Below are 12785 nucleotides of genomic sequence, written 5' to 3'. Positions count from 1 at the left end.
GTAACAATTGACCATACTCCAAATATATCCGGCAAATTGCCGTATGTCGATTGATGCTTAGCCTAGCAAAATATCACTACACCCCCTGACAGATAAAGCCACTCCAGTAGTAGGGATCTGCAAAAGGATATTGACTGGCATCTTTTCCCTGGAAATTCACACCCTGACGTCGAGCTAATTCCTCTTTTCTAATCGCTGTTTTTAAATCAGGAAAATCTTTGTACAACTGCTCCCAAGTTACTTTTCTAAGACGCTGTTGGGCCTGTTGTAGGGCTAGAGATGGTTTCTGGGTCTGTTTTAGGGCTTCATAGTAGTAGCTACTAAAGATCGCCGTTGCTCGGTCATCTACAGCCCAGAGGGAAGAGATCACTGTCCGCGCCCCGGCACAAAGAAAACCTGTCCCTAAGGTCAGCAGATCATCGGTGAGCTCCGGTTTACCTAGGTTGGTTTCGCAACAGGAAAGGAATACATGATTGAGATTCGGGTAGCGTTTCAGCATCAGGCTCCCCAGGCTAAAGTTGCCATCGCCTAATTTCAGGGCCGATTCGCGGGGATTACTGAGGTTTGACTCAGCATGGTGGGCAGAATGGATATTCTCGACGCGGGCCAAAAGGTCTTGATAGTTTTTCACGGTGACCTCTGCTTTTCCCCTAAGGTAATTTTCAGGCAGGACTGTTTCTAATTCTCTGAGCCGTTGGGCTTCAATGTGGGTAAATTTCAGGTCATCACTGGCATTTTCGACGATGCCATAGGTGATTTTTTCAGGTTTAGAGCGGTCATGGCAATATTTGAGGATCTGGCAACTGGGTAGCACACGGATTTGGAAATGATCCCCCAGGTAGGTCTCGTGGATGATGCTCTGGATTGTTTTTATCTTGGTTTTATCCTTGAGCTTAATGCGGGAATTATCCGGAGAGCTACTAGTCGCGGTCGTTTGGGCATCACCGAGGGGCAGGGCTGCGAAGGGAATATGGTGGAGGCCCTGATGGGGAATGATGATCAATTCCTGGATGCCTGTCAGGTGATCTTGGATGAGTTGCTCTAGCTTGAGGGCTTGGGCAATATTTTGCAGGTTTTGGCCCAGGTCAACCTGCCATTGCTGGTTATTTTCTTCCTGGTAGGGGAGCAGCCATTGTTCCGTCAGAAGTTCCTCCAGCTTGCCATAGGTCAGGTCTGGACAGCTATGAAGGCTAATCTCGGTTTCTTGCGCTCTCTGGCGAATGACAAAGATATGAGTTTCAGCGCCAGTATTGTAGATGCTGAGGATGGCGCTCTCTAGGTTGGGTAACAGGGCAGCAATCTCCCCAAAGGAAATCGCCTCCACCTGAATCTGTTGGGCAATCACAGGATCAGCTCGGCGAATGTCCCGCCAAAGGGTTTGTTTCTCTGTTTCTAGGACTTGGATTTGTTCAAGCCTTGCCTCTTGTTCTTCAGAGGAAAGATTTGTCTTACGGTGTGAACTAGATAATCGACCATCGCTTATTTCAGGAGAATCAGCTTGGCGGAGGTTGTAGAGTTGTCTTTCCAGGGCTTCGTAGCGGGTGAGGTAGTCCTGAATTTCTGGAGGGATTTCCGCATTGGCGTAAAGGTCATTGCTGGCGATCAGGTCTACCAGGCGACGACTGCGCCCCCGTTCGGCGTAGGTTATTGCCTCATCATAGTTTCTCAGGACAACATAAGCTTGGATGATGTTGTCATAGACCCTGATATTTTCAGCGATGATCTGTTGTTTATAGTCCTCATCAGTCGACCAACTGGTCAGTAATTCAATGCACTCAATTGCTGTTTGATAGGTTTCAATGGCTGCTGGCCAGCTTTCTTGTTGGAGATACAAATCACCTAATAAAGAGCTTGTACTTAAACAATCAAGGGGAAATCCATTTTTTGTCATCACAGTTAAGGCTTGTTGGTAATGGTAGATAGCCAGTTCGAGGTTCTCCCTTCTCTCCCCCTCTATTCGGTCACTGTAGGCACTAGCCAGGTTATTCTGGGTCCTTGCCCAATCCTCTGGATAGGCTTCTTCTGTACTGACGGTTAAAGCTTGTTGGTAGTGGTAGATAGCAAGTTCAAGGTTCTCCCTTCTCTCCCCCTCTATTCGGTCACTGTAGGCAAGAGCCAGGTTATTCTGGGTCCTTGCCCAATCCTCTGGATAGGCTTCTTTTGTATAAACCGTTAAAGCTTGTTGGTAGTGGTAGATAGCAAGTTCAAGGTTCTCCCTTCTCTCCCCCTCTATTCGGTTACTGTAGGCACTAGCCAGGTTATTCTGGGTCCTTGCCCAATCCTCTGGATAGGCTTCTTTTGTATAAACCGTTAAAGCTTGTTGGTAGTGGTAGATAGCAAGTTCAAGGTTCTCCCTTCTCTCCCCCTCTATCCGGTCACTGTAGGCACTAGCCAGGTTATTCTGGGTCCTTGCCCAATCCTCTGGATAGGCTTCTTTCGTTCTGACCGTTAAAGCTTGTTGGTAGTGGTAGATAGCAAGTTCAAGGTTCTCCCTTCTCTCCCCCTCTATTCGGTTTTTATAGGCAAGAGCCAGACGACAATGTATCGTTCCTGATATTTTTAAAGATTTAGTCCTTACAAATATTTTTAGGGATTTTTTATAACAATCAATAGATTTATTTTGATAATTAGCACCCTTATGCTGACTTAAGCTAGCCCAAGATGCAATACCCCAAAAAAGTCCCTCTAGCGCAACAGTATAAGCCCACCATTCACGTGAAATAGGTTTAAGCAATTTACTAAAGCAATGTAAAAGAAAGCATAAGAATAGGCTTGGAATTAAGATTATTCCCAATAAAAGACAAATGACTGTTAAAACAAATATGAATTTCTGAAACATTAGTTTGTTAATGAAAAGAATTTACTTAGAAACAAAGCTTGTGATTTTTTCTTAGATTAGATTCTGATACTTTCTGTAGATAAACTGATTTTGCATCAACATTACATGGGCAGCAATCCCAGCCAAACGCTCCACTTCCCGGCGAAAATCTTCGCCATGGTGCATATTCATCGCATGGGCTGCTTCATGGATAAAAACCTCCAAAGACTCTGGCCCCAAGGGATTACGCCATAGCTCGTCGTGGTCTAAAGCCAAAGTTAACACATTCTCACTACTCCAATGGGCCACGAATCGCTGTCTGCCCTCAGGGTTCACCGCCACCTTCCCCGTCACTCGCCGCAAGGGGAACGGATAACTATCCAGCAGCTGCTGACAAAACCACACGGCAAAATCTAAGCAGCGGTTCACATGGTCAATCCCTCCCTGGCGCTCGATCCACATTTGTCGGGGATCCTGCTCTGGTAAAGGCTGGGTCGGCACAAATCCACTGGCCGTTGCTTCCGCAGCCTTCTGTACCTCGTCTTTTTGGACGATCTCCCGCGCCGTGGGGATTAATTCCTTTAGCATCTCCCGGAAACCGCCGCTGGTCTGGCTGGTTTTTACAATCTCGATCCCCAACTCCCGGGCATCTTCATCAAATTGTCTGGCCCCTGTCTTCGGCACAGAGCGGGCAATATTTCCCCCAAAGGCCTTGGTGATGATCTGTTGTTTCACTGCCTGGTCACATTTTTTGCCGGCATTGCCCACCCAGTCTTGGCGCACAGTTTCAGAATCCATACTCTCCAACAGAATCGGTAAACAGGCCACATGAAGCTTGAGGGGATAGCCCGTCGCCACGGCATCGCGGTTAGGGTTCATGGGAACCCGCTGTTGGATATTGCAATGAAATGGGACTGTCCATTCCACTGGGGCTACGGGAATGCCCATCTCATAAATCATCGGTATTTCGTCGGCCTGGCTGTGAATTAAATGAATGCTTGTCTTGCGGCGGGGTTTCTTCCAGCTTTGAGCTTGGTAATCGTACACTTCTGTCGTGAGAGGGGTTGCGACGCGATACTGACTCGGGCGAGTCACTAGAGGGATGCCATTGAGCCGGAATTGGATTCCTTCTGGAATTAGAAACTGGCGGAAATAGTGATCCAATTTGAGCTTGGTTTCTGGGGGCCAGGCCATCTGCATTTTTACCAGGGTGCCGAGTTGAGAAGTTACACTAGGATTTTCCTGGGTCACTCGCTCCTGGCCATCATAGAGAAATTCAATCTGCTGGCCTTGGCTTTGGACAAGGGCATAGTCGGCCACACAAAGGGCTTCTTTAAACCCCCGACCAAAACGTCCCCGCTTGAGGTGACTATCGGTTTTGTGGGTGAGATAAACAACGCGCAAATCAGATAGACATTCAATGCCACCGCCATTGTCATGACATTCAACGAAGAATTTATTTTGCCCATAGCCATAATTCAGATCAATTTGACCGGGTTGCCCTTCAGGAATAGAGTCCAGGGCATTTTGTACTAATTCTTTGACGAGGTGTTCGGGGGGACGGGCAGCATTCATCGCGGCAAAGCCGTCGGTACTAATGGCGAGCCAGCCTTTGGATTGGGTCAGCATTGTCTTTCTTAATTTCCTTAAATCTAGGGTGTTAATGGAGTTAATTCAACCAATGGTTAAATGCATCTGTGATGCTTGGTGGTCTAGGGAAGTGACTCGGTCGTGGGAGGCAGCAGGAGTTGCTGTAAATAGATTTGCAGTTGGGGGAGCGTGAGATTATTGTTAAAGCTTCCTTTATGGGTCAGGGTAATCCCGCCAGTTTCTTCGGAGACCACAATCCCAACACAGCTACTCACTTGTTCTGAAATCCCCAGTGCTGCCAGGTGTCTTGTGCCGTAGCGACGGGGCAGGGGCTGACAGGAGAGGGGGAGGAGAGTCCCGGCAGCAATAATTTCTTGGCCCCGAATTTGGGTTGCACCATCATGGAGGGGTGAACTCGGTCTAAAGATACGCACCAAATTATCTTGGGTTAGAGGCAGCCTTAGGGGGACACCAGGCCTGAGGGCATCTTGCTCGGTTAGGGGAATCTGGCGCTCAATAATTAATAAGGCACCAATTTGATGCTGGGATAGGTAATCAATGGTTTGGATGAGGGTCTGGATGGTTGGGCTATGGCTTAAGGGCATATTTTCGGGCTTCGGCAAGGTCATCATCGGAAAAATGGATTATTTTTCAAGCTGCTAAGGTTATATCGGCGCTTATTCTGCTTTTATGCAATTTTTGGCGGTTCAGGCGGAATTTAGGTGATGGATTTTCACAAAAAACGAACGCATTGCATAAATCTGGGGGAAGCGGCGATTTAGTGACACGGGAATGTCTATCAATGGCGACCCATGTTTACTTTGCTAATTTGAGCTTGTCAGGAGCATAATTATGGCCACTGAATTAGATCGAGACGTTGCTCAGGCGATCGCCTTACTGAATGAAGCACCGGAAGAGGCACTCAATTTTTTTAATGACCTCTTACTACAAGGTCATCAGCAGGGTCTGGCTTTTTTCTACCGGGGCATTGGCCTATTTTTGACGCGGCGTTATCAGTCTGCCCTCCGGGACTTTGACAATGCTGCCCCATACTTTCAAGCATCAGGCTTTCATCGGCAACGGATGACTCGGGGTGGTGATCAACTCAATCTTGAGTTTTCCTGGGATCAACTCCTGCTCTACCGGGCTTCGTGTTTAAAGCCTCTAGGCGATTATCCAGCTTTTTACCAGCAGCGAGCCACCTACCATTGGCAGGCTGCTTTACAGGATCTTTCGGCAGCGATCCGTGGAGAACCCACCAATGCACAGTGGCTTTATGAACGGGCGATTGTCTACCATGCCCAAGAACGTAATGCTGATGCTATTCGGGATCTCACCAAGGCGATCGCCCTCCGACCTGATTTTGTGGTTGCTCTGACGAAGCGGGTGGCACTCTATGCTCAACGGGGAGATTATGCAACGGCCCGCCGCGATTATCATCAAGTATTGGCCTATGAGCCTGAAGCCGCCAACATCCAGAAAAGATTGGCGGACATTGAACAATTAGATCCGCATCACTCACTAGAGACTCCCAGAGTGATTTCACAGACTGCAACAACCGCCAGGGGAATTGGCCCGATTCCTTTTGAGATCTATGTTTCACCGCAATTACTCCGACAGCAAAACAATGCCTTACAAAGAAAGTCAAACGACCGTCATAGGGACTGAAGCGGTATGACAGAGGGGCGATCGCCGAATTGAGTCAAAGAAATTTTCCTCTTTTTGCATAAATTATTTTGGACTGACGATATTACAGTACAGCAAGCGTTTTGGAGGTCTTTTACCGGCTTATATTCTCTTACTCCCCATTAATTCCTTAGTTATCCTAAAAACTATGTTCTCCTCCACTGCCAACACTTACTAATACCCGACGCGATGGACGACCACACCCTCTGCACCCTCATTCTCAACATTTACCACTGCCATGCCACCAACCAACCCTATGACAATGCTGTAGAAACACTTGCTTATGGGCTTGACCAAATCCCCCGACTAAAAGCCTTTTTGGGCCCTGGTTACTCGCGCTACTACGAGCAAGCATTGTCGATGACCATGAAGGATGTCCAAAAAAATATCACCAAATTTTTTACAGACAAGGCCCAGGTCAAGTTCAGCCAACGGCAGCTTGATCAGCCAACTGATATAGAAATCGTTTCTAAAGCTTTTATCAACTGGGTTTCAATGATCCTCAAGCGGGATTGCCAGGATGAAAAGCGTAAACTAGATCGTCGTCGTGAGTCCGGCAAAGGATTTCAAGGCTCTATTAGTCTTGGCACGCCTATCGGTGAAGGGCAAACCCTCGAAGATTGTATTCCTGCTGATACAAATCCTATGCATACTCTCATCGACGCTGAAACTATCCGCGAAAATCAACGGAAATACCAAGAAATTCTCGTGTTATTACCGAAAAAACTAGCCTGTGCCTCCAAAAAATATTCTCAGTGCAATTGCTATGACATTTTTTATCGTCAAAATCTTCGGGAGCCCAAACAAACCTTTAAAGAAATTGCCCTAGAGCTTGGCATTTCCCAGGGAACAATCACTGGTCACTGGCACCGTAAATGCAAACCTCTCCTTGACGAGCTTCGTCAACATTATTGTTAACCCCCTTATTTTTATGAATACACCTCTTTTAGATGCCACAACTGGCCTTACTGTAACTTTTAAACCGGAACAACAATATCTAGCACGCCGTTATGCGGCCCAACAGCTGAGTGAAGCTCAAGCAGAGTCTGTTTATCTGGGAACCCTGGCCCGTACTGCAGTTCAGGATTTTCTCTCCGAGCTACATATCACCACGGAGCTGAGTACCAGCAACAGTGATCATCCTCTTCTACGCCAACTCAACCCCACGTTTGATTTAGAGTTACCTGATTTTGGCCCCCTTATTTGTATTCCTGTACAAGGTAAGGATCTAGCGGAGGGCGATCGCCTTCCGTTACCTTTCCAGGCAGCACCTGCCCTTGGTTATGTGGTGGTTCTGTTTTCTGGCGAAACGACTTCCTGTCGGCTCTATGGTTACCTCCCGACAGCAGACCTCGCTGAAGATGCCACTGATTTTTCTCTCAGCCAACTCCAGGACATTAAGCAACTCCAGGACTATCTCTACGGCTTAGAAGAATATCTGGAAATTTTGCCTGAACTGATGGCCACGGAAGTCTTTGTCTCTACCGCCGATGCCATTGTGATGCTGGAACGCCTTAAGGATTTACCCCTGCGCCAACGAAAAGTGGCATTGCTTCAGGCCTATCCCCAACTGGACGAAACGGCAAATCACTTCCTCGCGCAACTGAATACTCTCTGGGGGGATTTTGTCGCTCTGGGGGATTGGTTAAAGGATCAATGGCAGGGGGCTTGGGCCAATCTCCAGGACGAGTTCGCTACCCTGATGTACCCAGATCTTAACCTCAGTCTTGCGGGCCAAACGCGCTCTACCAGCGCCCCTGTGCATCAATCCCTCTGTCATGGCATCAGCATGCTGTCCTTAGGGGGTCAAGATTTGCGGGTGGTGATCCGTTGTCTCCCTAAGGACGAAAACTCCGTGGATATTGCCATTGAAGTCTATCCCCAAGAAGGAGCAGAAGCGCTCCCTGTGGGTCTTAGCCTCCGCTTGCTCGATGATACTGATGCGGTCTTATATGAGGAACGAGTGGATGAAGGCGATCGCCAACTGAGCCTTGAGTTAGAAGGAGAAACCGGAGAAGGTTTTCTTCTGGAGTTTTCCTTCAGCGATACCTTAGTCCAAAAATACTTTCAGATTTAGCCTACTGGGGAGGTGACAGCCTGTTGCCTCCCTACCTCCCCAATTGTCCCCTGGGTGATTACCTTGCATTCATTAACCTTGTTACAGAAATCAGCGCCATGATGTCCAAAACAGAGTACGAACAAAACCTCGATGCGAATCTGAACGAGTGGACGATTGATGAGCTGTCTGAGTACCTGGAGGAAAATTGTGAGGAAGCGGAGTTAGAGCTGATCTTTAGGGCGATTGAACTGCTCCAGGATGTTTTACAAAATTCCTTTGAGTTCGAGTCAGAAATTCACCTCAACCAAGCGCTCTTAAGGCTGAGTCAAAAGAATATTCATGATCTTTTCCAGTTCATTTTTAATGACCTGGAGCCACCTACAGAAACCCTTGAGGAGATTGAGGCGGCGGTGGCGATGGAGTTGCCGGATGTGGATGTTGAGTCAGTACAGCAATGGCTAATGTTCAAGATTGCGGTGGTCTTTGAGATGTTGCGGATGCCGTTGATTCTGCAGGAATTTGAAGCGGGCAAAATTAAATCACCGGAAGACTGGGCTGAAATCCAGTGGGATATCGCCTATGACTATTTTGACAATCTCGAGCAAAATAGACGCGAAATTACAGAAAGGGTCATTCACCATTACCAGGAAGCGTTAACAGTCTGGACAAAAGATTCCTATCCAGAAGATTGGGCAACAACCCAAAATGTCCTAGCTCTTGCCTACCTAGACCGGATAGAGGGGGAGCGACGAGAGAACATCGAACTCGCTATCTTCCACTGTCAACAAGCTTTAACGGTGAGGACTAAAGAAGCCTATCCGGAGGCTTGGGCAGCAACCCAAAATAACCTGGCTTCTGCCTACCGTAAGCGGATAGAGGGGGAGCGACGAGAGAACCTTGAACTTGCCATCTTCCACTATCAACAAGCCTTAACCATTGATACGAAAGAAACCTATCCAGAATATTGGGCAACAACCCAAAATAACCTGGCTCTTGCCTACCTAGACCGGATAGAGGGGGAGCGACGGGAGAACCTTGAACTCGCTATCTTCCACTACCAAGAAGCCTTAACCGTCAGTACGGAAGAAGCCTATCCAGAAGATTGGGCAACGACCCAGAATAACCTGGCTAGTGCCTATAGTGACCGGATAGAGGGGGACAGACGGGAGAACCTTGAACGCGCTATCTTTCATTACCAACAAGCCTTAACCGTGAGGACAAAAAATGACTATCCTCATGAGTGCTTAAACACCAGTTCTGGATTGGGCGATTTATACTTCCAACAAGCAAACTGGCAAGAAGCAATTAAAGCCTATCAAACGGCGATTGAATGTATTGAATTGTTGACCAGTTGGGCAACCGATGATGACTATAAACAACAAATTATTACTGAAAATATTGAAGTCTATGACAACATTATCCAAGCCTGCGTTGCCCTGGGGAAATATGATGAGGCAATTACCTACGCTGAGCGGGGCCGTAGTCGTCGCCTGGTGGATCTAATTGCCAGTAATGATCTCTATGCCGATGCAGAAATCCCTCCAGAAATTCAGGACTACCTCGCCCGTTACGAAGCCATAGAAAAACAACTCCATGACCTGCGTCAAGAAGATGATTCCCAGGGGAGCATGGAAAGACGATTCAGTCGCTTCCAGGAAACTAACCTCAGCTCAGAGGCAAGGGAAGAAAAACTAGAACAAATCCAAGCCCTAGCAGCAGAGAAACAAACCCTCTGGCGGGAAATTCGCCGCGCTGACCCTGTGATCGCCCAACAAATCCAGGTGGAGGCGATTTCCTTTGCGGAGATTGCTGCCTTGTTGCCAGGCCCAGAGAGTGCCATCCTCAGCATCTGCAATACCGGCGCCGAAACCCATATTTTTGTCATCCGCTATCCCGCAGCAACCCCAAAAAAATCAGGTCTATTTTCCCGGTTCCAGCAACCGAAGCAAGCCAAGCCGATAGTAACTCTCCACAGTTGTCTAGAGCTGACCTACGGCAAGCTGGAGGAACTCCTGACCGAACAGTGGTTAATCCCCTACCAGGAAAATAATCCCCAATGGCGGGCTAATCTGGGACACAACCTACAAAACATTGCCCAAGCCCTAAACCTAGAGCAACTGGTTCAAGACCACCTACAAGGCATTAAGGAGCTAATCATCATTCCCCACCTGGGCCTCCACCACATTCCCTTTGCTGCCCTGCCCCTCGGCGATGCCCAAGCAACGGTGACTAGCAACTCTCCGGATAATTCCCGCATTAAGCTCAAGGAAAAAACCAAGATCACAAAAATCCAGAGCATCATCCACAAAACCTACCTAGGTGATCAGTTCCAGATCCGGGTGCTGCCCAGTTGCCAGATCCTCAAATACTGCCATGACCGCCCCCAACCCCAGAAAATCACCTATGGCATCGTCGAAAATGCCAGTGATGACCTGAAATTTACCCACATTGAAGCCCAACGACTCAGAGAGTTAGAAACCGTCCTGCCTGAAAATTACCTCAGGGGCAAAGCAGAAGTTACCGTTAAAAACTATCAGGCCTTGCTAGAACGAGTTGAGAATATCCATTCCGCCCACCACGCCGAATCAAACCTCAGTAATCCGCGAGAATCGGCCCTGAAATTAGGCGATGGCAACTTTAGCCTGGGCAGTCTAATGCTAAAACGCTACCCAAATCTCAACCATGTGTTCCTTTCCTGTTGCGAAACCAACCTCGGTAAACCAGAGCTAACCGATGACCTACTGACCCTGGGGACAGGTTTTCTCTGTGCGGGTGCAAGAACGGTGATTTCCTCTCTCTGGGCGGTAGATGACCTCGCAACAGCAATTTTCACTAGCTACTACTATGAAGTCCTCAAAGAAACCCAAAAACCGGCGATCGCCCTACAACAAGCTCAACAGCGTCTTAGAAATGTGACTATTGCCGACCTGTGTCGTGACTTTCCGGAGCTGGCCCACCAGATCAACATAGGGAACCCCAACCAACAACCCTATATCGATCCCTTTTATTGGGCCGGTTTCATCTGCCAAGGCAGCTAAGCCATCATTGGTTTGGCTCTATCAGGGAAGTTTGTAAAGTTTTATTAAATTATTACTGCTTCAATGCCCTTAAACAGACGGTGCCATAACCTACGACTTTTCGTCACAGTGACGTAGCAACGCCAGATTAGCTGATATAGATCTCCCCTAGGGGGCTTTCCCTTTCCTGGAGAAGATCCTGTAGAATTAGAGAAATTTAAAAAAGATGAGGGTCAGCGGAATTCTGCTTCCACCGACCCATCGAAAAACTTTTTCCAGGGATTTTCGATGGGTACATTCTAGCAGCTTTTTTGCTGATTCTCCAACCCCCCCATCTGGAGAATAAAAAAATGACCGCCTTTGCCATGATTACCGCCGATAGTGACTGCCTCCTCAACCAAGTAAGTCGCTGCGCCGCCACCCTCTACAACTGGCTTCTACGCAAACGTCCCGCCGGTACAACCTTTGAAGTAGACCTCGATACTTTCCGCCACTGGACTGGCAAATTCCGCAAGAAACCCTATTGCTTCAAGTGGATCCGCCAGGCCGTGACCGAACTCGTAAACATTGGTCTCGTCAATATTCAGCGCCAGTACAACAGCAAAATCTACAAACTCGCCGCTTATCGTCCCGGGAATAAAACTTCCCAAATCGAGAACAAAACTTCCCAGTTTGGGAATAAAACTTCTCAAAAACGCGCCTCAAACCCTGATGCTGCCGTACCTTCTTATATAGATACTAAAGATTCAACAGATCAGGATTGTTCTGCTGTTCAATTAAAATTTTCTTTTTTGGATCCTCAGGCTACTGATGTACTGGAACAGAAAACTCAGTCTAGCCAAGGGGAAAATGTTAAAAACCATGAAGCTGGAAATGCAGTTACTGGTGAAACCCACAAGTTAGACCAAGAAAAAGAAAAAGCGACGGGCCAAAGTGTAGAATCAACAAGAAATGTTTGTGATCACGATAATGGGCTGGTGACTGAGAAATCGGCGATGATTGGGCCTAGGGAGCAAGGAGAGAGCCAATCAACTTCTAATTCTGGGAAAAGGGTTGAGTTTTCAACGGAATCAAGGGAATTGAGGCAAAAAGAGAAAGAGAAAGATAAGCGAACTCCAGTTCAGGAAGCTGGGAACGTTACAACTCAAGCCATTGAGGAAAAACAACTGCAGACGGAAGAAGCGGATAAAGCGGATGTGGTGGTAAATTCCCAAGCCAAGGCTCATTTGGAACGGCTTGATGATCTAGGGATTGTGTTGAATCCTTCTCTGGTGCGGTTAGTGAAGACGACGGCGGCAGAAATCATTGAGGGGGCGATCGCCGCCTATCAGCGGTATCGGCGTGACCACTATGTGAAAAATCCAGCGGGCTTTTTTGTCTATGCAGTCAAGAATGCAGTGGCAAATAATCACACGAGTGAAAGGGCGAATTTCTTCTACTGGTTTGAGGCGATGAAGAAGTTGGGGCGTTTGGGTTACTACGAAGAGGTGGATGGGGATTATCTGGTGCGGGATGGTATTCATTTGGTGTCCTGGCAAGTGCTAGTGGACCGGGGCTGGACTTGTGAGTATTTGCAGAAACGACTGCAGCGCTAACTTGGCTAATACTCTCGGTA

The 12785-nt window shown here is 47.8% G+C and carries 8 protein-coding genes; 5 read left to right on the top strand and 3 right to left on the bottom strand.

Annotated features, from left to right (window positions below; translation table 11 throughout):
* Positions 1–76: 76 nt before the first annotated feature.
* From AWQ22_RS16065 to AWQ22_RS16055, 3 genes are all read right to left on the bottom strand, one after another.
* Positions 77–1891 (bottom strand): CHAT domain-containing protein, encoded by a 1815-nt coding sequence (locus AWQ22_RS16065; RefSeq protein ID WP_065711981.1) that lies wholly within the window; start codon positions 1889–1891, stop codon positions 77–79.
* A 999-nt stretch (positions 1892–2890) separates the two neighbouring features.
* Positions 2891–4447: an ATP-binding protein gene (locus tag AWQ22_RS16060; protein WP_065711980.1), complete on the bottom strand. Its 1557-nt coding sequence runs from the start codon at positions 4445–4447 to the stop codon at positions 2891–2893.
* A gap of 83 nt (positions 4448–4530) precedes the next feature.
* Positions 4531–5040, bottom strand: coding sequence for a DNA integrity scanning protein DisA nucleotide-binding domain protein (locus AWQ22_RS16055; RefSeq protein ID WP_065711979.1), 510 nt, complete (start codon positions 5038–5040; stop codon positions 4531–4533).
* A 220-nt stretch (positions 5041–5260) separates the two neighbouring features.
* On the opposite strand from AWQ22_RS16055, the gene AWQ22_RS16050 reads away from it, so the two are divergent.
* From AWQ22_RS16050 to AWQ22_RS16030, 5 genes are all read left to right on the top strand, one after another.
* On the top strand, positions 5261–6076 hold the full coding sequence (locus AWQ22_RS16050; RefSeq protein WP_065711978.1) for a hypothetical protein: 816 nt from the start codon (positions 5261–5263) through the stop codon (positions 6074–6076).
* Between the two features lie 207 nt (positions 6077–6283).
* Positions 6284–7012, top strand: a complete 729-nt coding sequence (locus AWQ22_RS16045; RefSeq protein ID WP_065711977.1) for a hypothetical protein — start codon at positions 6284–6286, stop codon at positions 7010–7012.
* Between the two features lie 13 nt (positions 7013–7025).
* Entirely contained in the window at positions 7026–8171 is a 1146-nt protein-coding gene (locus AWQ22_RS16040; protein ID WP_065711976.1) for a DUF1822 family protein, read from the top strand.
* Between the two features lie 98 nt (positions 8172–8269).
* Positions 8270–11191 carry a CHAT domain-containing protein gene (locus AWQ22_RS16035; protein ID WP_232321591.1) on the top strand — a complete coding sequence of 974 codons (2922 nt, stop codon included), beginning with the start codon at positions 8270–8272 and terminating at the stop codon, positions 11189–11191.
* 329 nt (positions 11192–11520) lie between these two features.
* Complete coding sequence (locus AWQ22_RS16030; protein ID WP_084449086.1) at positions 11521–12765, top strand: hypothetical protein; 1245 nt, start codon at positions 11521–11523, stop codon at positions 12763–12765.
* Positions 12766–12785: the final 20 nt, after the last annotated feature.

The sequence above is a fragment of the Picosynechococcus sp. PCC 7117 genome (genome assembly GCF_001693275.1).
GTDB lineage: Bacteria > Cyanobacteriota > Cyanobacteriia > Cyanobacteriales > MRBY01 > MRBY01.
The sequence above is the reverse complement of the archived record's forward strand: the minus strand, read 5'-3'. Positions and strand labels throughout refer to the sequence as shown.

Excerpts from the sequence above, each read along its gene's own strand:
- AWQ22_RS16065 (WP_065711981.1), bottom strand. The coding sequence starts at position 1,891 with ATGACAAAAAATGGATTTCCCCTTGATTGTTTAAGTACAAGCTCTTTA.
- AWQ22_RS16060 (WP_065711980.1), bottom strand. The coding sequence starts at position 4,447 with ATGCTGACCCAATCCAAAGGCTGGCTCGCCATTAGTACCGACGGCTTT.
- AWQ22_RS16055 (WP_065711979.1), bottom strand. The coding sequence starts at position 5,040 with ATGATGACCTTGCCGAAGCCCGAAAATATGCCCTTAAGCCATAGCCCA.
- AWQ22_RS16050 (WP_065711978.1), top strand. The coding sequence starts at position 5,261 with ATGGCCACTGAATTAGATCGAGACGTTGCTCAGGCGATCGCCTTACTG.
- AWQ22_RS16045 (WP_065711977.1), top strand. The coding sequence starts at position 6,284 with ATGGACGACCACACCCTCTGCACCCTCATTCTCAACATTTACCACTGC.
- AWQ22_RS16040 (WP_065711976.1), top strand. The coding sequence starts at position 7,026 with ATGAATACACCTCTTTTAGATGCCACAACTGGCCTTACTGTAACTTTT.
- AWQ22_RS16035 (WP_232321591.1), top strand. The coding sequence starts at position 8,270 with ATGATGTCCAAAACAGAGTACGAACAAAACCTCGATGCGAATCTGAAC.
- AWQ22_RS16030 (WP_084449086.1), top strand. The coding sequence starts at position 11,521 with ATGACCGCCTTTGCCATGATTACCGCCGATAGTGACTGCCTCCTCAAC.